Origin of the sequence: Asanoa sp. NPDC049573, from assembly GCF_040676615.1 — a bacterium.
Classification (GTDB): domain Bacteria; phylum Actinomycetota; class Actinomycetes; order Mycobacteriales; family Micromonosporaceae; genus Asanoa.
This window is the reverse complement of sequence record NZ_JBFAPI010000004.1, coordinates 351,769-373,075: the sequence shown is the minus strand read 5'-3', so window position 1 is coordinate 373,075 and position 21,307 is coordinate 351,769. Positions and strand designations below refer to the sequence as shown.

The 21,307-nt window shown below is 72.4% G+C and carries 20 protein-coding genes; 7 read left to right on the top strand and 13 right to left on the bottom strand.

Going from position 1 to position 21,307, the window contains the following annotated elements; translation table 11 throughout:
* Positions 1-28: 28 nt before the first annotated feature.
* Genes AB0J74_RS11800 through AB0J74_RS11755 form a run of 10 tightly spaced genes read right to left on the bottom strand, consistent with a single transcriptional unit; the run spans position 29 to position 12,031 of the window.
* Entirely contained in the window at positions 29-1,522 is a 1,494-nt protein-coding gene (locus AB0J74_RS11800) for an arylsulfatase (protein WP_363447318.1), read from the bottom strand.
* Positions 1,519-3,150, bottom strand: coding sequence for a hypothetical protein (locus AB0J74_RS11795; protein ID WP_363447317.1), 1,632 nt, complete (start codon positions 3,148-3,150; stop codon positions 1,519-1,521). The genes AB0J74_RS11800 and AB0J74_RS11795 overlap by 4 nt, the downstream gene beginning before the upstream one ends.
* A gap of 18 nt (positions 3,151-3,168) precedes the next feature.
* Positions 3,169-4,569 carry a sulfatase gene (locus tag AB0J74_RS11790; RefSeq protein WP_363447315.1) on the bottom strand — a complete coding sequence of 467 codons (1,401 nt, stop codon included), beginning with the start codon at positions 4,567-4,569 and terminating at the stop codon, positions 3,169-3,171.
* Positions 4,566-5,381, bottom strand: a complete 816-nt coding sequence (locus tag AB0J74_RS11785; protein ID WP_363447313.1) for a carbohydrate ABC transporter permease — start codon at positions 5,379-5,381, stop codon at positions 4,566-4,568. The genes AB0J74_RS11790 and AB0J74_RS11785 overlap by 4 nt, the downstream gene beginning before the upstream one ends.
* Entirely contained in the window at positions 5,378-6,298 is a 921-nt protein-coding gene (locus AB0J74_RS11780) for a sugar ABC transporter permease (RefSeq protein ID WP_363447311.1), read from the bottom strand. Before AB0J74_RS11780 ends, AB0J74_RS11785 begins: the two co-directional genes overlap by 4 nt.
* Entirely contained in the window at positions 6,295-7,695 is a 1,401-nt protein-coding gene (locus AB0J74_RS11775) for an extracellular solute-binding protein (RefSeq protein ID WP_363447309.1), read from the bottom strand. Before AB0J74_RS11775 ends, AB0J74_RS11780 begins: the two co-directional genes overlap by 4 nt.
* On the bottom strand, positions 7,692-9,725 hold the full coding sequence (locus AB0J74_RS11770) for an ADP-ribosylglycohydrolase family protein (RefSeq protein WP_363447305.1): 2,034 nt from the start codon (positions 9,723-9,725) through the stop codon (positions 7,692-7,694). Before AB0J74_RS11770 ends, AB0J74_RS11775 begins: the two co-directional genes overlap by 4 nt.
* Entirely contained in the window at positions 9,725-10,108 is a 384-nt protein-coding gene (gene rbsD / locus AB0J74_RS11765; protein ID WP_363447302.1) for a D-ribose pyranase, read from the bottom strand. The genes AB0J74_RS11770 and rbsD overlap by 1 nt, the downstream gene beginning before the upstream one ends.
* Positions 10,101-11,003 (bottom strand): ribokinase, encoded by a 903-nt coding sequence (locus tag AB0J74_RS11760; RefSeq protein WP_363447300.1) that lies wholly within the window; start codon positions 11,001-11,003, stop codon positions 10,101-10,103. Before AB0J74_RS11760 ends, rbsD begins: the two co-directional genes overlap by 8 nt.
* A complete protein-coding gene (locus tag AB0J74_RS11755; RefSeq protein WP_363447297.1) occupies positions 11,000-12,031 on the bottom strand; it encodes a LacI family DNA-binding transcriptional regulator in 1,032 nt (343 codons plus the stop codon). The genes AB0J74_RS11760 and AB0J74_RS11755 overlap by 4 nt, the downstream gene beginning before the upstream one ends.
* 194 nt (positions 12,032-12,225) lie before the next feature.
* Here AB0J74_RS11755 and AB0J74_RS11750 point away from each other — a divergent pair, with 194 nt between their 5' ends.
* The 7 genes from AB0J74_RS11750 to AB0J74_RS11720 all read left to right on the top strand — a co-directional run bounded on the left by AB0J74_RS11750 (position 12,226) and on the right by AB0J74_RS11720 (position 19,122).
* Positions 12,226-12,615: a GntR family transcriptional regulator gene (locus AB0J74_RS11750; RefSeq protein ID WP_363447295.1), complete on the top strand. Its 390-nt coding sequence runs from the start codon at positions 12,226-12,228 to the stop codon at positions 12,613-12,615.
* A complete protein-coding gene (locus tag AB0J74_RS11745) occupies positions 12,612-13,502 on the top strand; it encodes an ABC transporter ATP-binding protein (RefSeq protein WP_363447293.1) in 891 nt (296 codons plus the stop codon). Before AB0J74_RS11750 ends, AB0J74_RS11745 begins: the two co-directional genes overlap by 4 nt.
* 19 nt (positions 13,503-13,521) lie before the next feature.
* Complete coding sequence (locus AB0J74_RS11740) at positions 13,522-14,454, top strand: ABC transporter permease subunit (RefSeq protein ID WP_363447291.1); 933 nt, start codon at positions 13,522-13,524, stop codon at positions 14,452-14,454.
* A 64-nt stretch (positions 14,455-14,518) separates the two neighbouring features.
* Positions 14,519-15,043 carry a 2Fe-2S iron-sulfur cluster-binding protein gene (locus AB0J74_RS11735; protein WP_363447289.1) on the top strand — a complete coding sequence of 175 codons (525 nt, stop codon included), beginning with the start codon at positions 14,519-14,521 and terminating at the stop codon, positions 15,041-15,043.
* Complete coding sequence (locus AB0J74_RS11730) at positions 15,040-16,026, top strand: xanthine dehydrogenase family protein subunit M (protein ID WP_363447287.1); 987 nt, start codon at positions 15,040-15,042, stop codon at positions 16,024-16,026. Before AB0J74_RS11735 ends, AB0J74_RS11730 begins: the two co-directional genes overlap by 4 nt.
* Entirely contained in the window at positions 16,023-18,101 is a 2,079-nt protein-coding gene (locus AB0J74_RS11725; RefSeq protein WP_363447285.1) for a xanthine dehydrogenase family protein molybdopterin-binding subunit, read from the top strand. The genes AB0J74_RS11730 and AB0J74_RS11725 overlap by 4 nt, the downstream gene beginning before the upstream one ends.
* A 4-nt stretch (positions 18,102-18,105) precedes the next feature.
* Positions 18,106-19,122, top strand: coding sequence for an alpha/beta hydrolase-fold protein (locus tag AB0J74_RS11720; protein ID WP_363447283.1), 1,017 nt, complete (start codon positions 18,106-18,108; stop codon positions 19,120-19,122).
* Here the strand turns inward: AB0J74_RS11720 and thiD are convergent.
* The 3 genes from thiD to AB0J74_RS11705 are packed head-to-tail and all read right to left on the bottom strand — an operon-like array spanning position 19,119 to position 21,306.
* Complete coding sequence (thiD, locus tag AB0J74_RS11715) at positions 19,119-19,922, bottom strand: bifunctional hydroxymethylpyrimidine kinase/phosphomethylpyrimidine kinase (RefSeq protein ID WP_363447281.1); 804 nt, start codon at positions 19,920-19,922, stop codon at positions 19,119-19,121. The two genes, AB0J74_RS11720 and thiD, sit on opposite strands and share 4 nt — an antisense overlap.
* A 2-nt stretch (positions 19,923-19,924) precedes the next feature.
* Positions 19,925-20,536 carry a thiamine phosphate synthase gene (locus AB0J74_RS11710; protein ID WP_363447279.1) on the bottom strand — a complete coding sequence of 204 codons (612 nt, stop codon included), beginning with the start codon at positions 20,534-20,536 and terminating at the stop codon, positions 19,925-19,927.
* The gene (locus AB0J74_RS11705; protein WP_363447277.1) at positions 20,533-21,306 is read right to left on the bottom strand and encodes a thiazole synthase; all 774 of its coding nucleotides are present in this window, start codon (positions 21,304-21,306) and stop codon (positions 20,533-20,535) included. The genes AB0J74_RS11710 and AB0J74_RS11705 overlap by 4 nt, the downstream gene beginning before the upstream one ends.
* Position 21,307 lies beyond the last annotated feature (1 nt).

Genomic DNA, 21,307 nt, shown 5'->3' with positions numbered 1-21,307 from the left:
TGGCCGCCCGGCGCGCAGCAGGCAGAGCTCACGCCGGCACCGGGACGTCGAACGGGAGGCCGCTGCTCTCGTCGCGGCAGATCTCGCGGAGCTGAGCGTAGAGGGCGGCGACCACGGCCGGCTCGGTGGCCCAGCGGTCGGTGGTCTCGCCCGGGTCGGCGTAGACGTCGTAGAGCTGGCCGACCGGGTGCTCGGCGTCCCAGGGCGGGTTGGCGTGCGCCTTGCCGGAACCGGAGGCGAACAGGGCGTCGATCGACGGCTCGGAGAAGCCGCCGCCGGAGCCGATCGCGAACACCGCCTTCCAGCGGCCGGCCCGCAGCGCGAACCGTCCACCGAGGCTGTGGTGCACGATCGGGCGGTCGGCCGGCGGGGGAGCGGCCGTGCCGGCCAGCGCGCCGAACAGGTCGCGGCCGTCTTCGGCGGCGCCCGGGGGCAGCGGAATCGACGCGGCGGACGCGACCGTGGGCAGCACGTCGGTCAGGCAGACCGGCGCGTCGAGCACGGCGCCGGCCGGCAGGTGGTCGGGCCAGTACGCGACGAACGGCTCGCGGTGGCCGCCGTCCCACAGGTCGCCCTTCTGGCCGCGCCAGTCGCCGTTGGGCCGGTGCTCCGCCACGTCACCGTCGTCGGTGAAGATCATCGGTGCGCCGTTGTCACTGGTCACGATCACCAACGTATTGTCGCGCTGACCACGTGCGTCGATGGCGGCGACCAGCTGACCGACCGTCCAGTCGACCAGGCAGACCCCGTCGGCGCGGTCACCCAGCCCGGACCGGCCGCGGACCACGTCGGGCGGCACGTTGGGCCGGTGCGGCGCCGACGGCGTGACGTAGCAGAGGAACGGCTGGTCGGTCGGCACGGTGCCGAGCCAGCGGACGGCCTCGGCGACGAACCGGATATCGGCCTCGTCCTCCCGGAAACCCGGCACCTGCAGGCCCGGCCGCTGCTCGGTGAGGTAGTGCTCCTTCTCCCGGTCGGGCACGCCGACGGTGCGGTCCTGGTCGATGAAGGCGTACGGCGGCATGTCGAGCGACCCGGCGATGCCGAAGAACCGGTCGAAGCCGAGCGCGGTCGGCCCGCCGGTGACCGGTGCGGTGTAGTCGATGTCGGTCCCGAAGTCGGTCTTGACGTCGTCGTGCAGGGTCGCGCCCGGCGCGAACGCGTCGCGGACCGAGCCGTCGCGGTGCCGCCAGCCGAGCCCGAGATGCCACTTGCCGAACGCGCCGGTGGCGTAGCCGGCGTCGCGCAGCACGGACGCCAGCGTCGGCCGCGACTGTTCGATCAGCGCCGGGCCGTGCCCCATCAGCACGAAGTTCTTCAGCGGGCCGCGCCAGGCGTAGCGGCCGGTCATCAGCGCGTAGCGGCTGGGCGTGCAGACCGCCGAGGCGGAGTGCGCGTCGGTCGCGCGCACCCCACCCGCGGCCAGTGCGTCGATGTGCGGGGTCGGGATCTTCGACCCGTAACAGCCGAGGTCGCCCCAGCCCATGTCGTCGGCGAGCACGACCAGGATGTTGGGTTTCACGTGCGGCAGCTCCCGTCGGTGCTGCGGTATATCCGTACCGCGTTGGTGGTCGCCGGGTCGATGTCGAAGGTGCCGGCGTTGTTCAGGCACGCGCCGTTGGCGTACACGTTCTCGAAGTTGATATTGCGCATCTTGTGCGTGCTGTCGATGCCCCGCACGATGCTCGGCTTCTGGTAGGTCGTGTAGGCGTGGATGTTGCGGAAGATCAGCTGTTCGATCTCGCCGTAGCCGAGCGCCGGGTCGTACCACTTGTTGTTGTCGATGGTCAGGTCGAAGAGCCGGAAGGTGGCGTTCTCGACCCGGATGTCCTCGAACAGATAGCGCGAGAGCGTGCCGCTGCCGGCGTGCAGTGCGCGGAAGATGCCGGACTTCTCGATCTGGTAGTGCTCGGCGTGGATGACGTCGTTGTCGTAGACGTGGAACGTCGAGCTGTCCTGCTGGATGTTCCAGCTGATCATGAACGGCGCGCCGTTCTCGAGCTGCCAGATCGTGTTGTGCCGGGCGATCGTGTCGCCCCAGAACAGCTTGATCGAGTCGTCGTTGGACTTGACGAAGTTGTTCTCCAGCAGGCTCTTGTTGCCGCCGACCATCCCGTCGGTGCTGTACCACCAGGACATCGTCTTGACATTGTGGATGGTGGTGAACTGGCCCAACGCCCGCACGTTGAAGCGGGGCGCGTCGACGAACGTGACGCCCTCGACCAGGATGTTGGACGAGGCCTGGTCGGCGATGTCGATCATGCCGGGCTGGTTCTTGTTCGTGTCCTGGTTTCCGGTGTCCATGAACAGCCCGGAGATGACGCCGCGGCCCTTGATGGTCACGTCGTGCACGGCGCCGGTGGCGATGAACGCGCCGGAGACGAACGCGCCGCCGGCCAGGTAGATGGTCTGGCCGGAGGTGATCGGCTGCCCGGCGCCGACGGTGTGCACGCCCGGCCCGAAATAGCGGACGTTGGGGTCGCCCGGCGACGGCACGTCGACCTCGGGCGGGTTGGCGAACACCAGCATCGGATGGAGCACCGGGTTGTGGATCTCGGGCTCGAACTCCACGGAGAGGTTGCCCGGCCGGGTCATCGTGAACGTGCAGGTGTTGCCGGCGAAGCTGGTGGCGACGGCGGCGGAGTAGGGCCGCACCAGGCACCCGGTCGCACCCGCGGCGTTCCGGGTGACCCGCACGGTGACCGCACCCGAGAACGAGAACGAGGTCCACGAGGTGTCGGCCTCGCGGTTGGTGTCGGCCTTCTTCGCCGTCGACCTGTAGACGAACGACGGCACCGGGCCGCCCGCCTGCTGCACGGTCACCGAATACTGGTCCGAGGCCGGGATCCCGGCCGGCCCGGGGTAGGTGGTGAGCTGGTCGGGCGTGCCCGGTGCCGGGTCGATGTCGCCGTACGGCAACGAGGAACGGTGCGCGGCGATCTCGTCGACGGTGGCCGCCGTCGACGCGGTGATGCTGTTGGCGATGTCGTCGACGACCGGCACGGTCCCGTTGATCGGGGTGACCGCGCCGCCGAAGTCGTACTGCTGACCGGTGAACGGCGGACCGTCGGCCCGGGCCGCACCCGCGGGAAGCAGGGCGGCCACGAGGGCGGCGGCGGCGAAGGCGACGAGTGAACGGTTGCGTGGCATGGGCGTACCAGCTTCCTGTCAGCCGAATCGGCGTTGGTATTTGGCTTCCGGGTCCCACTCGTTCAGCCCGGCCGCGCCGAAGGCGGGCGCGAGCACGTAGTGGTCGTAGGTCTCGGCCAGCCGCGACCGCAGCAGGGCGTGGTGGTGTGCCACCTGCGCGGCGTGGGCGGGGTCGTCGACCAGGTTGGTCATCTCGTAGGGGTCGTTCTCGAGGTCGAAGAACTGCCACGGGCGCCCGCCGTGCGCGTCGCCGAGCACGGTGTACTTGAACCGGCGGGTGCGGATGCCCCGCCAGGTCTCGTCGTGGAACGGCAGACCCGGGCGCATCTCGGCGACGAACTCCAGGAGCACGCCCTCCCGATCGACCGAAGCGGCCTCGCCCCGCACCAGCGGGCTCAGGTCGATGCCGGGCTTCGGGTCGCGCGGCGTCACCCCGGCCAGGCCGAGCAGGGTCGGGAACAGGTCCTCGGTGCAGACCGGGTCGGCCACCACCGACGCGGGCGTGCCGGCGCCGGAGACGATCAGCGGGATGCCCAGCGACTCCTCCCAGGGCCGCTGTTTGGCCAGCAGCCCGTGCGAGCCGAGCAGCTCACCGTGGTCGGCGGTCAGCGCGATGACGGTGTTGTCGAGTTGACCATTGGCCCGCAACGCGGCCACCAGCCGGCCGATGTTGTCGTCGAGGTTCTCGATCATCGCGTAGTAGACCCGCAGGTCGTCGAGCAGGTCGCGGCCGTGCGGCCCGCGCTTGTTGTAGTCCTTGTCCAGCTCCACGTTGTCGCGCAGCACCAGTTCGCGGTCGCGCCAGCGTTCCACATAGGACTCGGGCGCGGTGAAGATCGGGTGCGGCGGCTCGACCGACAGCACGGTCGCGAACGGCCGGTCGCCGACCGCGCCGAGGTGCTCGATCGCGAGGTCGAAGAGCCCGTCGGTCTGGAACCCGTCGATCTTGTGCGGGGTCGGGTCGTCCTCGTTCCAGTAGTAGGTGTCCCACGGGTCGTTGCAGATGTCGAACCCGCCGAACCGCTCGAACCGGCCCTGGAACGGCCGCGGCACCGGGGTCCGGGAGGCCTTGACCACGTTGTGCCCGGGGTAGTGGCCGAAGTTGCCGTAGAGGTGCCACTTGCCGAACAGCGCCGTCGCGTAGCCGGCGTCGTTGAACTCGTCGGCCAGCGTCCGCTCGGCCGGCGACATCCGCCACTCGATGGACGGGATGAAGCGGGTGTGCGCGTACTCGCCGGTCATCAGCGTGAACCGGTAGGGGACGCAGACCGGATAGGTCGACGAGGCGGCGTCGAACCGGGTTCCGGCGCCGGCCAGCGCGTCGATGTGCGGCGTGCTGACGTTGGGGTCGCCGTAGCAGCCGAGCGCCGCGCGGCGGAGCTGGTCGGAGATGATCAGAATGATGTTCGGCCGGGTCACTTGATACCTCCGGAGGTCAGGCCGCTGACGAACTTGCGTTGCAGCGCGAGGAACAGCAGCACGACGGGTGCCAGCATGAAGATCGCCGCCGCGCTGGTCAGGCCCCAGTCGGTCGAGTTCTGGTCCTGGAAGGCCAGGAAGCTGGTCGACACCGGCCGCAGCTCGGGCGTGTGGATGAAGGTGATCGCCCAGAAGAACTCGTTCCACGACCACAGGGCGACGATCAGCGCCACGGTCAGGAAGCCCGGCCAGGCCAGCGGGAGCACCACCCGCCAGGCGACCTGCAGGCTCGACGCGCCGTCGAGCCGGGCCGCCTCGGTGAAGTCCTGCGGGATCTTCAGCAGGAATGAGCGCAGCAGCAGCGTCGCGAACGGCGCGTCGGTGGCCCAGTAGATGACGATCAGCCCGAACAGGTTGTCGGTCAGGTGCAGCTGGGTCCAGAGGAAGAACAGCGGCACCAGGAACAGCTGTACGGGCAGCGCGCTGCCCAGGAACAGGTAGCCGACCACCGCACCACCGCCGGGCACCTTGAGCTGGCTGAGCGCGAACGCGGCCAGCCCGGCGACCAGGCACGTGCCGAGCACCGAGCCCGCGCAGATGATCAGGCTGTTGCGCATCGTCGTGGCGAAGTCGCCCTGGGTCCAGGCGTGGACGAAGTTGTCGAACGTGAACGAGGTCGGCGGGGCCAGCGGGTTGCTGCCGATCTCGGCGTTGTTCTTGAACGCGTTGAACAGCACCGCGACCAGCGGCCCGATCGCGAACAGCGCCAACACGACCAGCACGATGTAGTGGCCAGCGAAGCGCCGGGTCATGCGTCCTCCCATCCCTTGCGCCGCATCCACTGGTAGACGGCCAGGATCACCGCGGTCACCAGGGTCATCGAGAGGCCGAGCGCGGCCGCGTAGCCGGCCGAGTACTCGTTGAACGCCTGCTTGTACATCAGCGTGGAGACCACTTCGCTCGACCCGGCGGGCCCGCCCTGGGTCATGATGAAGATGTAGTCGAACGCCTTGAGCGACCAGATCACCGTCATCAGCACGATGAACACCATCGTCGGCCGGATGCCGGGCAGCGTGACGTTGCGATACTGCTGCCAGCGGCTGGCACCGTCCACTTTGGCCGCGTCGTAGAGCGACGGGTCGACGCCCTGCATCGCCGACAGGAAGATGACGGCGAGGAAACCCCACCAGTGCCAGTCGACGACGAAGTTGACGCTGTAGAGCGAGGTGTTCGGGTCGCCCAGCCACGACTGGTCGGTGCCGAGCAGGTGGCCGATGCCGCTGGTCGGCGACAGGAGCATCTTCCAGACCGCGGCGTTGACCACGCTGGCCACCACGTACGGGATGAAGTAGAGCGCCCGGAACAGCATCTGGAACCGCTTGACCTGGCTGAGCAGGTAGGCGCCGAGCAGGCCCAGCGCCATCGGCACGGTCAGGAAGAGCGCGAACCAGATCAGGTTGTGCAGCAGCGCCTCGTGCACCTTGGCGTCGCCGAACGCCTTGACGTAGTTGTCGAGGCCGATGAAGGTCGCCGGCCCGAGGCCGGACCAGTCGGTGAACGAGTAGTAGATGGTGGCCACCGACGGCCCGGCCACGACGAGCACGTTGAGCAGCAGCAGCGGCGCGAGGAACGCCCAGCCGACCACCGCCGCGCGCCGCCGCGCGCGGCGGGCGTGCGGGCCATGCTTGCCAGGTGGCGGAGCCACGGCGGGCGCGGCGGTGGCGGTCACTTGCCGGGCCCCTTGGCGGGAAGCTGTGGCAGGTTGCCGTCGGCCTTTTCCTCGGTGAACATCTGGTCGAGCTGCGCGCAGTACGCGGCCGGCGTGAGCTTGCCGGTCAGCACCTGCTCCAGGCCCTCGTAGACGAACACGTCGGTCTTCGGCGGCCACCAGGTCCACGTCACGAAGCCGTAGTCACCGCCCGCGACCGCCTTGTTGACCGCGGCCAGCGCCCGGCCCGCGCGCGGGTCGATGGTGCTCGGCACGTCGCTGTCGGCGAAGTCGATCGGGATGTTGTAGGTCGACGGGACGTCGGCCATCCGCTTGAGGGCCGCGGTCTTGTCGCCGTAGTACCAGTTGAGGTACTCGGCCGCCGCGTCCTTGTTCTTGCTGGCCTCGTTGATCGCGAACGAGCCGCCGATGCCGAGCGGCAGCGTGCCGGCCTTGACCTCGGAGCGCAGCGGGGGAGTGGCCATCCAGTCCCAGTCGTTGTCGTTCTTGGCCTTGGCGCCGAAATACTGCCCGACCTGGCTCATGAACCAGTTGCCCTGCGGGACCATGGCAACCTTGCCCTTGCCGAAGTTGGCGCCGATCTCCTGCGACGGCACCGCGAAGTACTTCTCGACGCTGCCGCCGATCCAGCCCTTGTCGAAGTAGCCCTTGATCAGGTTGACCGCGTCGACGAACACCGGGTCGGTGAACTTGATCTCGCCGGTCAGCGCCTGACGCAGCGCGTCGGGGCCCGAGTAGAGGTTCCAGAAGACCGTCATCAGCCACTCGCCGGCGGCCTTCCAGTCGACGTTCGACGAGCCGAACGGGATGATGCCCTGGCCGGCGGCCTCGGTCGCGAGCGCCTCCAGCGAGGCCCGGTCGGTGGGCTGGGTCCAGCCCTTGTCGGCGAACAGCGTCTTGTTGAAGTAGAGCAGCATGGTGTCGACCCGCATCGGCAGCGCGTAGAGCTTGCCGTCGGTGGTGAACGCGTCCACCGCCCAGGTCGACAGCTTGTCCTTCCAGCCGAACTTCTCCACGTAGGGGTTCAGGTCGGCCAGCAGGTGCGCCTTGCTCCACGCGATGGTCTGGGTGGCGCTCGGGCCGCGGACGATGTCGGGGCCCGACCGCGACTGCAGCGCGGTCTGCACCAGCCGGCGTAGGTCGTCCCCCTTGTAGTAGGTGGTGTTGAGGTCGATGCCGGGCTTGGCCTTCTCGAAGGCCGCGGCCACGCTCTCGTTGAAGTACTTCTGGTTGGCGTCGCCCTGGATGTCGAGCCAGAGGTCGACCTTGCCGGTCCCGGTGCCGGCCGACCCGCCGCTGTCGCCGCACGCGGCGAGAAGGAGGCTCGGGCTGGCCAGGCCGAGTGCGGTCAGGCCCGCACCGGAGAGGAACCGACGGCGGCTGAGCGATGCGGTCATGCTGAGTCCTCCGAGGGGATGGGGGTGATCTGGACGGCCTGCGTGGCGGTGCGCCCCTGCTCGACGAGAAGGGCCACGCCGCCGCAGGTGAGTGCGGTGTCGTCGAGGTCGAACAGCTCTTCGCCGTCGACCAGTGCGGTGATCCGGGAACCGGCGACCCGCAGCGCGAGCTGATGGGTCCCTCCGAACTCCCAGGGGTACGCGCGCCCGGCGAGCACGACCGGTGCCGGCCCGTCGAGGTGGCGGACCAGCTCGACCCGGTCGCGGCCGGCCAGCCGCAGCGCGTAGTAGCGGCGCAGTCCCTGCACCCGGGCGGCCAGGCCGGCCGCCTCGACCAGGTGCGGTGTGACATCGGCGGTGACGGTGTAGTCCTGCCACTCCCGGGCGCCCTGGATCAGCAGCCCGGTGCCGCGGTTCTGCACCAGCCGGAACGGCTCCGGCCAGTGCGGGTCCCAACGGTCGACGGCCTTGACCCAGGCCCGCCGCCACATCGCACCCGGGTCGCCGCCGTGCCCGACGTGCCCGTTGGCCGGCCGGGTGAGGGTGACCGTGGGCGCGCCGGCCCAGGTGAGCGATTCGAGCTCGACCGGGCCGCCGGCCCGCAGGCCGACGTAGGCGACCGGCTGGCCGCCGATGTCGGGCACGGTCCACTCGGTGGCACCGGCGGGCCCGTCGACCCAGGCGAGCGTGTCGCCGTCGTCGGCGTAGTGCGCCACGGTCAGCCGGAAGTCGGCGCCGTCGACGGCGGCCCGCAACGTCTGTCCGCTGTAGAGCGTCGGGCTGGCGATCAGCCCGTAGATCGGCATGTCCCGGGCTTCCGGCGGGATGAACGTCGGCGTGGCCACCGTGCCGGCGCCGTCGATCGCGAGGCGGCCGCCCGGGTTGGTGATCCGGGCGGGACCGTCGAGCACCGTGAACCCCTGCACGCTGCCCGGCAACTCGAAATGGAAGCGTGCGGCCGGCTCCCGGGGCGGCAGGCCGGCCCAGGCCCGGCCGTGGTCCGCGAGCGTGATCGCCTCGCGGGCCGCGTCGGTGACCGTCGATCCGCCGTCGGTGCTGGGCAGATACATCCGGTCTGCGATCGGGCCGCGCCAGTCCGGACCGTCGGCGATCCCGGCCAGGCCGCCGAACACGCCGCAGATCGCGCCGACGTCGCCGGCGTTGGAGTCGGTGTCCCAGCCGGACGTGTTGACCACGGTCATCGCCGGCAGGAACGCGCCCCGACTGCGGGCCACCGCGTGGATCACGGTCGCGTGGTTGGGCACCACATGGCAGTTGCCGCCGTAGCGGTGGTAGCCGTAGCGCTCGTCGATCCGGGCCCTGGTGGCGGTCCACTCGGAGTCGGCCGCTGTCCACGACCGGACGTCGTCGATGACCCGCCGGATCAGGCTGTCCGCCGGGATCAGCCCGACCGCGGTGTCGAGCAGGCGGTCCATGTCGGTCTCGGTGAACGCGCCGGCGACCAGCGCGGCGACCACCCGGGCCGCGTGCACCGACTCGCCGTCGTGGCTCACCCGGGCCGCCCGCTCGACCAGGTCGGCCGCGGCCTCGGGGTCGCCCGGGCGGGTCATCGCGAAACCCTCGACGAAGATCTGCGCGCCGACCTGCTCGGCCACCACGACGCCGTTGCGGGCGACCGAGCCGCTGTCGGGTGCCCGTACGCCGTCCTTGAGGTGCAGGTAGGCGGTGTGCTCGGTGGAGTTGCCGACGCCACCCCACCAGAGCACCGAGGTGCCCTCCAGGATCTCGTTGAGCCACGTGTCGCCGACCTGCGCCGAGGTCGGCTCGACGCCGTGGTCGCGCAGCGCCCGCGGGAAGACGAAGGTGCCGCTGATGTCGTCGTCGGTGACCACCAGCAGGTGGTTCTTCAGCGGAAGGTCGACCCGGTCGTTGACATAGCCGGTGATCTCGCCCAGCTCGCGGCTGATCCGCTCGTAGGTCCACCCCTCGAACGGGCGGCCCAGGTAGACCGCGATCACCTTGCCGAGCACGCCCGCGTAGACGCGCTCCTCGTAGTCGGTGGGCAGCATCAGAAGGGCACTCCCGCCTTCAGGATCACATTGGCGTACGGCGTCGCGTCACCGGTGCGCACCACGGCGCGGGCGGTCCGGCAGCGCTGCTTGAACTCCCCGTGCTCGACGGCCTCGATCGGCACGCCCAGCCGGCGGATGCCGTCGATGGTCGGCTCGTCGGTCAGCTCGTCGGCCACGGTGGCCGCTTCCACGACGAGTTCGCCGGCGACCGCGTCGAGCACCGTCAGGAACGGCGGGACGCCGCGGCTCACCGCCAGCTGCACGACCTCGACGCCGGGCGGCACCGGCAGGCCGGCGTCGGCGACCACGATGGTCTCGGTGTGGCCCAGGCCGGCCACGAGCGCCGCGAGCCGCGGATGCCAGATTCCGGAATCACGCATGGGTGGTCTCCAGGAGCTGGTCGAGTTCGGTGGCGGTCGGCATCGCCGACTGCGCGCCCATCCGGGTGGTGGCCAGCGCGCCGGCCGCGCAGCCGCGGCGGACGGCCTGCTCGAGGTCGGCGCCCGCGGCCAGGGCGGCGGCCAGCGCACCGCAGAAACTGTCGCCGGCGCCGGTCGTGTCGACGGCGTCGACCCGGAACGGGGGGTGCGCGCGGGTGCCGGTCGCGTCGGCGCTGATCGCGCCGCGGGCGCCGAGCGTGATCACGCACGCCGCCGGCCCGCGGTGCCGCAGCGCCGTGGCGTCGCCGCCCAGTTGCCGGGCCTCGCCCTCGTTGACCACCAGCACGTCGACCTCGCGCAGCAGTTCGGAGAGCGCGCCCGAGCCGGCCGGCGGCAACGGCGCGGCGTTGAGCAGCACCCGGGCGCCGGCCCGGCGGGCGTGCCGGGCGGCCGCCACGCAGGTCTCCAGCGGGATCTCCAGTTGCAGCACCAGCACGTCGCCGGGGCCGAGCAGATCCGGCAGCCCGCCCAGCGCCGCGTCGTCCAGGTGGGCGTTGGCGCCGGGCGCGACCACGATCGTGTTCTCGGCGCCGGCGTCGACCACGATCAGGGCGATCCCGGTGGCGGTGCCGTCGCGGGTCACCACCTGGTCGAGCGGCAGGCCCTCGCGCTGGAGCGCGCCGCGCAGGTCGGCACCGAACCGGTCCGCGCCGAGCGCCGCGACCAGCAGCGTGTCGGCGCCCAACCGGTGCGCGGCGACGGCCTGGTTGGCGCCCTTGCCGCCCGGGCTGGCCACCACGTCGGAGCCGAGCACGGTCTCGCCCGGCCCGGGCAGGTGCGGCACGCCGACGCCGAGGTCGAGGTTGGCGCTTCCGACGACGACCACCTTGCTCATGCCGGCACCTCCGCCACCGCGAGGTCGCCGCCCGGTGGGTCCGCACAGCCGCACGAGCCACGTCTGACCAGCGCGACGGGCAGCACGTCGGTCGGGCCGGCGGGCTGGGCCAGCAGGTGTGCGACGGCGGCGCGGCCGAGCGCCGCGAACGGCTGCGCCATCGTGGTCAGCGCCGGCGTCGTGTAGGCGGCGCCGGGAATCCCGTCGAACGACGCCACCGCGACGTCGTCGGGGCAGCGCAGCTTGGCCTCGGCGATCGCGCGGAGCACCCCGACGGCCTGCTCGTCGCTGGCGACGAAGATGGCGTCCGGGCGCTGCGGCCCAGCCAGCAGTTCGCGGGCGGCGCCGTAGCCGCCGCGGCGGCCGAACGACGAGTGCACGACCGACATCGCGCGCCGGGAGATGCCCTCCTCGTCGAGCGCGTCGCGCCAGCCGCTGACCCGGTCGGTGGCCGGCATGACGTCTTCCGGGCCGCCGATGCAGGCGATCCGGCGGCGGCCGTGGTCGAGCAGGTGGCGGGTGGCCGTGTAGGCGCCGCCGCGGTTGTCGACCAGGACACCGGGCGCGGCCGCGCCGGGCACCTGCCGGTCGAGGCAGATCCACGGGGTACGGGCCCGATCGAGGTCGCCGAGGAAACCGGCGGGGCCGTGTGCCGGCACGATGAACAGCCCGTCGACCTGACGGGCGAGGAACGTCCGGACGTACGCCGTCTGCCGCTCGTCGTTCTCCGCCGCGTTGCCGATCAGCAGCGTGTAGCCCTGCGCGAAGGACTCCTCCTCGATGGCGCGGGCCAGCTCGGCGAAGAACGGGTTGGCGTTGTCGGGGATGACCAGGCCGAGCGTCATCGTGCGACTCATCCGCAGCGAGCGGGCGATGCCGTTGGGCCGGTAGCCGAGCTGCTCGACGGCCGCGAGCACCCGCGCCCGGGTCTCGGCGGACACCGGGCGGGGGCCGCCGTTGAGGACGTAGCTGACCACCGCCGGCGATGTCCCGGCCAGGCGGGCCACGTCCATGCGCCGAACCGTCACGCGGGTACCTCCGGTCAACACGTGTTGCGTGGGATGTGCTGGAGATCATGTGACGCGTGGATGAACAGATGCAACACGTGTTGACCGGCCGTTACCGGAACGAGACGAGTGATCAACTGCCTGCGGAGGGTCGTCGTTGACGGGGGCCGGTCCGTGCTCCATCATTCAACTAATCACTTAGTGGAAGGTGGGAGATGATCGGCTTCCGGCTCGACGCACGCTCCGGCGTGCCGACCTATCTCCAGCTCGTCAACCAGGTGAAACACGCGCTGCGCCTGGGCCTGCTGGAGCCCGGTGACCGGCTGCCCACCGCCGCCGAGGTGGTGGCCGCCCTCGCCATCAACCCCAACACGGTGCTCAAGGCCTACCGGGAGCTGGAGCGCGAAGGGCTGGTCGCGGCCCGGCCCGGCACGGGGACGTTCGTGCAACGCACGCTCGGCCGGGTCGGCGCCGCCGACCGGGCCCGGCTGCGCCGCCAGCTCGCCGGGTGGATGCGGTCGGCGGCCGCGGCCGGGCTCGACCGGGAAGACGTCGACGCGCTGTTCGAGGCCGCGCGCCAGGACGCGGAGCGGGGCGTCGCATGACCAACGCGGTGGAGACGATCCGGCTGGGGCGCCGCTACGGGCGCACCTGGGCGCTACACGACTGCGCCCTGTCGATCCCGCAGGGTCGGGTGGTGGCCCTGGTCGGCCCCAACGGCGCCGGCAAGAGCACGCTGCTCAACCTGGTGGCCGGGCTGGTGCGGCCGTCGGCCGGCACGGTGCTCAGGTTCGGCGAGCCGACCCGCGACGACCGGGCGTCGCTGCGCCGGTTCGCCTACATGGCGCAGGACTCCGCGCTTTACCCTGGTTTCACCGGCGCCGACCTGCTCACCTTCGGGCGCAGGCTCAACCCGGGCTGGGACGACGAGCTGGCCCGCGACCGGCTGGCCCGGCTGCGGATCCCGCTCGACAGGCGGATGCGGCAGCTCTCCGGCGGGCAGCGCGCCCAGTGCGCGCTCGTGCTCGCCCTGGCCAAGCGGCCCGACCTGCTGCTCCTCGACGAGCCGCTGGCCAGCCTCGACCCGCTGGCCCGGCACGACGTGATGGCCGTGCTGATGGAGATGGTCGCGCTGCACGGCACGACGATCATCCTGTCCTCGCACATCATCGCCGACCTCGTCGAGACCTGCGACTGGCTGGTCGCCGTCAACCGGGGCCGGGTGCAGATCTCCGGCGAGATCGAGGAGCTGCTGGCCGGGCACGCCGTGGTCAGCGGCCCGTTGCAGGCCCGCGCGCTGCTGCCCGACCGCCTGCCGGTGGTCACCGAGACGGCCGGCGGGCGCCAGGCCCAGCTGCTCACCCGCACCGGCGCCGAGACGTTCGGCCCGGCCTGGAGCACCCGGCCGCCGACCCTCGACGAGCTGGTCCGGGGCTATCTGGGCACGCCCGAGGCGACCGCGCTGCCCGGCCCGACCTCCGTCGTCCGCTGATCCTCCACAGGAGACCGATATGCTCTGGCTCGTCTGGCGCCAGCACCGCTGGCAGCTCCTCGCCGTCACGGCGCTGGTGGCCGCCTACTGTGGATACCTGCTCTGGGTGGTCCGAGCCGCTCCCGAGGCCGTGCGGGCCTGTGGGCCCGTGGATCCCGATTGCACCCAGCTCAACCTGCTCAACGCGCGGTGGACCAACGCCGTCTTCGTCGGCAACCTCCTGCCGCTCGCGGTCGGGGTGTTCTGGGGCGCACCGCTGCTGGCCCGCGAGGTCGAGCAGGGCACGATCCGGCTGGCGTTCACCCAGTCCGTCAGCCGGCGGCGCTGGCTCACCGTCAAGCTGGGTGTGCTCGCCGGCGTCGCGGTGCTCCTCGGCCTCGCCGTGGGCGCGTCCGTGAGCTGGTCCATTGGGCGCCTGGGCGCCTTCTCCAGCCCGGCCTTCGGCAACGACCTGCTGTTCAGCCAGGCCGGCATGATGCCGGCCGCGACCTGGGTGCTGGCCCTCGTGGCCGGCGTGGCGCTCGGTGCGTTCCTGCGCCGGCTGATGCCCGCGGTCGCGGCGACGGTCGTGGCGCTGAGTCTCGTCTTCGCCGGCCTGGTCGCGCTGCGGCCACACCTGATCCCGCCTGTCGACCGGATCGCCGTCACCCAGGAGCAGTTCGTCGGCGATCCCGGCCCCGAAGCCATCGAGAGCGGCTGGATCTATCGCGTGTCCTATCTGGACCGTGACGGGCACGAGCTGAGTTCCGCGGCGGCCGGGCGACTGTGCGCCGACCCCGCCAACAGCTCGCCGACGCCGGAGTGTGTCGACCGGCTCGGGCTGCGCCAGCGGGTGGTCTACCAGCCCGCCGCCCGCTATGTCTGGTTCCAGCTCGTCGAGGGCGGCCTGCTGCTGCTCGTCTCGGCCGGCCTCCTGCTCGCCGTCCGGCGCCGGACCGCCGCCGTGGTTTAGCTGAGCGGCGCGCCGCTGCCGACGTAGTGTCGAACTGACGCCGGCGACAGAGCGGGAGACGGTCGTGACCGACCAGTTGCGCGGCGATGTGGTCCTGCGGGTCAACGGCGCGGACCGGGTCGTCAACCTCGACAATCGGGTCACCCTGCTCGACGCCCTCCGGGAACACCTGCGCCTCACCGGCACCAAGAAGGGTTGTGACCACGGCCAGTGCGGCGCCTGCACGGTGCTCGTCGATGGCCAGCGGGCCAACAGCTGCCTGCTGCTGGCGGTCGCCGCCGGCGGCCGCGAGGTGACCACCGTCGAGGGGCTTGCCGCGGGTGGCGACCTGCACGCGCTGCAACGCGCGTTCATCGCGCACGACGGGTTCCAGTGCGGATACTGCACGCCGGGCCAGCTCTGTTCGGCGCTCGGCATGCTCGCCGAGGCCGAGGAGGGGCTGCCGAGCTGGGCCGGCGACGATCTGGACAGCGTCGCGCCGGCCGACCTCGACGACGACGAGATCCGCGAGCGGATGAGCGGCAACCTGTGCCGCTGCGGCGCCTACGCCGGCATCGTCGCCGCGGTGCGTGAGGTGGCCCGCGGATGAGGGCGTTCCGCTACGCGAAGGCCGACGACCCCGGCGCCGCGGCCACCCTGGTCGCCGGCGTGCCGGACGCGGCCTACCTGGGCGGGGGCACCAACCTGGTCGACCTGATGAAGCTCGGCGTGCTCCGGCCCGGCCTGCTGGTCGACGTCAGCGGGCTGCCCTACGACGCGATCGAACACCGCCCGGACGGCGGCGTGCTGATCGGCGGCGCGGTCCGCAACTCCCGGTTGGCCCTCGACGACGGCATCCGTCGCCGCTACCCGGCCGTCGCCCGCGCGGTGCTCGCCGGTGCCTCCGGGCAGATCCGCAGCCAGGCCACCGTGGCCGGCAACCTGCTGCAACGGACCCGCTGCCCGTACTTCCAGAACACCGCCACGCCGTGCAACAAGCGGGAACCGGGCAGCGGTTGCTCGGCGATCCCGGGCGCGCACCGCGACCTGGCGGTGATCGGCACGTCCGACGCCTGCGTCGCGAGTCACCCGTCTGATCTCGCGGTCGCCCTCGCCGCGCACGACGCGGTGGTCGAGGTGCGCCGCCCGGACGGGATCGAGCGGCTCGTTCCGATCCACGACCTGCACCGCCTGCCCGGCGACACGCCCTGGATCGAGACCGTGCTCGACCCGGGCGACCTGGTCACCGGCGTCCAACTCCCGGCGCCCCCGGACGGCGCCACCGCCGCCTACCGCAAGGTGCGCGACCGCTGGTCGTACGCCTTCGCCGTGGTCTCGGTCGCGGCCGTGTTCCGTCGCGACGCCGCGGGCCGGCTCGACGAGGTCCGGCTCGCGCTCGGCGGCGTGGCACCGAAACCGTGGCGGCTGTGGACCGCCGAGCGGCGGCTGGCCGGCACCGACCCCGGCGACGACGAGGTGCGCTCGGCCACCCGTGCCGCGTTCGCCGGCGCCCGGCCGCTGCCCGACAACGCGTTCAAGATCGACCTGGCCGCCGACCTGGTCGCGGCCGTGCTCCGCCGGAGCGCCTCGTGAGTGCCGGCACCGGACTCGCCCGGCTGGAGGGTCGCGACAAGGTCACCGGCGCGGCCCGCTACGCCTACGAGTACCCGGTCGACGGCGCGCTCTACGTCTGGCCGGTCGGCGCGAACGTGGCCAGCGGCACGATCACCGACGTCGACGCCAGCGCCGCCCTGGCCGACCCGGCCGTGGTGACGGTGCTCGACCACACCAACGTGCCGCGGCTGCGGCCGGGCGTCACCGCCGACCAGTCCGTGCTCCAGTCGGCCACAGTCGCCTACCGCGGTCAGGTGGTGGCCGGCGTTGTCGCGACCACCGCCGAGGCCGCCCGCGAGGGTGCCGAGCGGGTCGTGGTGCGCTACGCCGAGCACCCGCACAAGGTCACCCTCGACCCCGACGATCCCGACCTGGAGTCGCCCGGGACCACCAACGCCGGCTTTCCCGGCACCTCGGTCAAGGGCGACGTCGACGCCGCCCTCGGCGCGGCCGACGTGGTGGTCGACCGCGTCTACACCACCCCGCCGGAGCACAACAACCCGATGGAGCCGGTCGCGACCATCGCACAGTGGGACGGCGACCGGTTGCTGCTGTACGACTCCAACCAGGGTCCGGCGGCGGTGGCGACCGCGTACGGCATGCTCTGGAACATCCCGCGCGAGCAGGTCGAGGTGGTCACCGAGCACGTCGGCGGCGGGTTCGGCAGCAAGGTCTGGCCGACGCCCGGCTCGGTGCTGGCCACCGTGGCCGCGCGGGTCACCGGCCGGCCCTGCAAGCTGATGCTGACCCGGCAGCAGATGTTCACGATGGTTCCGGGCCGCACCGCGACCCGCAGCCGGATCCGCCTCGGCGCCCGCGGCGACGGCACGCTGACCGCCGTCGACCACGACGCCCTGCAGTACACCTCGGTGATCCATGAGTTCGTCGAGCAGACCGGCTCGGCCACCCGCACCATGTACGCCGCCGACAACCTGCGGGTCCGGCACCGGCTGGCCCGGCTCAACCTGCCCACCCCGCGGGTGATGCGGGCACCCGGCAAGACACCCGGCATGTTCGCCCTCGAGTCGGCGATGGACGAACTCGCGTACGCACTCGATCTGGATCCGCTGGCCCTGCGGCTGGCCAACGAGCCGGCCGTCGAGCCGGCGACCGGCCTGCCCTTCGACGGCCGCCACCTGACCGAGTGCCTGACCACCGGTGCCGAACGCTTCGGCTGGGCCGACCGTGACCCGACCCCGGGGGCGCGGCGGCACGGCCGCTCGCTGTTCGGCACCGGGCTGGCTTCGTCGATGTATCCCGTCTACCAGAGCGGGTCGACCGCGACCGCCCGGGCCGAGCCGGACGGCACGTTCCAGGTCTCGGTCGCCGCGGTCGACATCGGCACCGGCGCCCGCACCGCGCTCTGGCAGCTCGCCGCCGACGTGTTCGGCGTGCCGCCGGACCGGGTCACCATCCACATCGGACGCGCCAGCTACGGCCCGGCCGCGCTGGCCGGCGGCTCTGCCGGGACGGCGTCGTGGGGCGGCGCGGTGCGCAAGGCCGCCACGCAGCTGTGTCGACGGCTGGCCGAGCACGGTGGCGCGGTGCCCGCCGACGGCCTCGAGGTGACGGCCAACACCGACATCGACCAACCACCGCCGGATCGGTCCCGGCACTCCTACGGCGCGCACTTCTGCGCGCTGCGGGTCGACGCCGACACCGGCCAGGTGCGGGTCGACCGGCTGCTCGGTGTCTTCGCGCACGGCCGGCCCGTCAACGCCCGCACCGCCCACTCGCAACTGCTCGGCGGGATGGTCATGGGCATCTCCATGGCCCTGCACGAGGAGACGGTCGTCGACCCGCGGCTGGGCCTGTTCGTCAACCACGACCTCGCGCAATACCACGTCGCCACCAACGCCGACATCCGTGGCGTCGAGGCGCACTCGCTGGAGCGGGCCGACGACGACATCACCCTCGCCGGCGGCAAGGGGATCGGCGAGCTGGGCATCGTCGGCGCGGCTGCCGCGGTGGCCAACGCGGTCTTCCACGCCACCGGCGTACGCGTCCGCGACCTGCCGATCACGCTGGCGAAGATCCGCGGTGGTAGTAATTGACAGCATGTTCACTGACCTCGCCGGAACCCTGCATCAGGAGCGGATCGAGTCGGAGCTGCTGCGCGACAACCCGCTCGGTGACCCGCACGTGCGACCGCTCTGGGTCTACACACCCCCGGGCTACGAGCAATCGGCCGAACGCTATCCGGGCATCTACGTGATCCAGGGCTACACCGGCCAGCTGGCCATGTGGGGCAACCGCACCCCGTTCCGGCAGCCGTTCGTCGAGACCGCCGACCAGGTCTTCGCCGAGGGGCGGGCGCCGGGCTGCATCCTGGTCTACGTCGACGCGTGGACGGCGTACGGCGGTTCCCAGTTCGTCGACTCGCCCGGCACCGGCAACTACCACTCGTACCTGTGTGACGAGGTGGTGCCCTGGGTGGATGCCCGCTTCCGCACGATCGCCGACCGCGAGTCGCGCGCCATCTCCGGCAAGTCGTCGGGCGGCTTCGGCGCGATGATCACACCGATGCTGCGGCCCGACCTGTTCGGCGCGCTCGCGACGCACGCCGGCGACGCCCTGTACGAATACTGCTACCTCAACGAGTTCGCCAAGTCGGTCCGCGCCCTGCGCGCCTACGACCACGACATCCTGGCCTGGTGGCGCGACTTCCAGGGCCGCGTCTCCTTCACCAAGGAGGAGGACAACCTGCTCGTGCTGACCCTCGGGTGCGCGGCCGCGTTCTCGCCCGACCCCGACGGCACGCCGCGGCTGCCGGTCGACCCGCGCTCCGGGCAGCTCATCCCGGAGCTGTGGGACCGCTGGCTGGCCTGGGACCCGGTGCGCATGATCGACCGGTACGCCGACGAGGTGCGTTCGCTGCGCGCGGTCTGGATCGACGCCGGCACGCGCGACGAGTGGTTCCTCGACCTGGGCGCCGAGGCGTTCAAGGAAGGCATCGAGCGGGTCGGCCTGCCGGCGGACCGGATCAACTTCGAGCTGTTCCCGGCGGCGCACGGCGGCATCGACTACCGCTACCCGCTCGCGGTGGAGTGGCTCGCGAAGCGCCTCCGGCGCTAGGCCCAGCCGAAGTGGTCCAGCGGGCCGTGGCCGGCCCCGAGGCGCCAGCGGGCACCGCCGGCGACCGCCCGCGCGACGAACGCCTTCGCGCCGGCAAGGGCGGTCCGCAGGTCGTCGCCCTGTGCCAGCAGGGCGGCGGTCGCCGCGGCGAACGAGCAGCCGGTGCCGTGCGTGTTGGGTGTGTCCACCCAGGGCCCGGTCAGCTCGTAGGTCCCGGTGCCGTCCCAGACCACGTCGACCGCGTGGTTGCCCGCGTCGTCGGTCGGGTGGCCGCCCTTGACCACCGCGGCGGCGGCGCCTAGATCGCCCAGCGCCCGGGCCGCCGCGTGCTGGTCGGCCCGCGTGCGGATGGCGGTGCCCAGCAGCACCTCCGCCTCGCGCCGGTTGGGCGTCACCACGGCGGCGTGCGGGAACAGCTTGTCGCGGTAGGCGGCCTCGGCGGCCGGCTCCAGCAGCCGGTCGCCGGAGGAGGAGACCATCACCGGGTCGACAACCAGGTGCGGCAGCCGGCCGGCGACCGCGAGCGCGGCGACCGCTTCGACCGTGGCGGCGGTGGCCAGCATGCCGGTCTTGACCGCCCGCACCGGCAGGTCGTCGAGGACGGCGGCGATCTGCGCGACCACGAACTCGGTCGGTGCGGCGTGCACACCGCGTACGCCGGTGGTGTTCTGCGCGGTCAGCGCGGTGATCGCGCTGGTGCCGAACACCCGCAGCGCCGCGAACGTCTTGAGGTCGGCCTGGATGCCGGCGCCCCCGCCGGAGTCGGAGCCGGCGATGGTCAGCGCGACGGGCGGGTTCACGGTCAGTCCTCCACTGTGGTGAGTGCGCGCAGGTAGCCGGCGACGGAGTGCGGGTCGCGCATCACGGCGCCCATCACGGCCACGCCGTAGGCGCCGGCGGCGCGGCAGACCGGCACGTCCGGCGGCCGGACACCGCCGAGCGCGTAGGCCGGGGGAGCGTCCCTGAGCAGTGCCGCGAGCCCGGCCGGGCCCAGCGGCGGGCCGTAGCCGGGCTTGGACGGGCTGGGGAAGACCGGCGAGACGGTCACGTAGTCGCAGCCCTCGGCGGCGGCCCCGGCGATCTCGGCCGCGTCGTGGCAGGAGCGGCCGACCAGCGCCGGCCGCTCGCCCGGGAACGGCTGGCGGGCGGCCAGGTGCACGGCGGTGCCGCTTTGGCCGGCGCGGGCGGCAGTGCCGCTCTGGCCAGCGGAGGCGGCGACGATGAGCGTCCCACCCACAGGCGCCAGAAGGGCGGCCAACTCGGCCGCCAGCGCGGCCCGCTCGCCGGCCGGGAGGTCCTTCTCGCGGAGCAGCACGGCCCGCGCGCCGGCGTCGACGGCCGCGGCGACGGTGGCGGGCAGCGGGCCGGCGCACTGCGTGCGGTCGGTCAGCACCAGCAGGCGGGGCAGCCTCACAGCGCGGCCAGGCCGGCGTTCGGCGTGGACGCCTGGGCGTGCCAGCGCCGCTCGATCCGGCCGGCCCGGTGCGCGAGCCGGCCCGCGTCCACCGCGTAGCGCATGGCCAGGGCCATCCGCTCCGGGTCGCGGGCGCGGGTCACCGCGGAGGCCAGCAGCACCGCGTCGCAGCCGAGTTCCATCGCCAGCGCCGCGTCGGACGCCGTGCCCAAGCCGGCGTCGAGGATCACCGGCACCTGCACCGTCTCGCGGATCAGCGCGATGTTGTGCGGGTTGCGGATGCCCAGCCCGCTGCCGATCGGCGAGCCGAGCGGCATCACCGCGACGCAGCCGGCGTCGGCCAGCCGGCGCGCGGTGATCGGGTCGTCGTTGGTGTAGGGCAGCACCTGGAACCCGTCGGCGACCAGTTGTTCGGCCGCGTCGAGCAACTCGACCGGGTCGGGCAGCAGCGTCCGCTCGTCGCCGATCACCTCGAGCTTGACCCAGTCGGTGTCGAACGCCTCCCGCGCCAGTTTCGCCGTGCGCACCGCCTCCCGGGCGGTGAAGCAGCCGGCGGTGTTGGGCAGCAGCCGGACACCACACGTGTCGAGCACGTCGGCCAGCGCGCCGCCGGCCGACGCCTCCACCCGACGCAGCGCGACGGTGACCAGGGCGGTGCCGGAGGCGGTCACCGCGCGGGCGAGCACGTCGAGGCTGGGCACGCCGCCGGTGCCGAGCAGCAGCCGGGACGGCAGCGTCACCCCGGCCAGCACGAACGGGTCGTCGGTCATC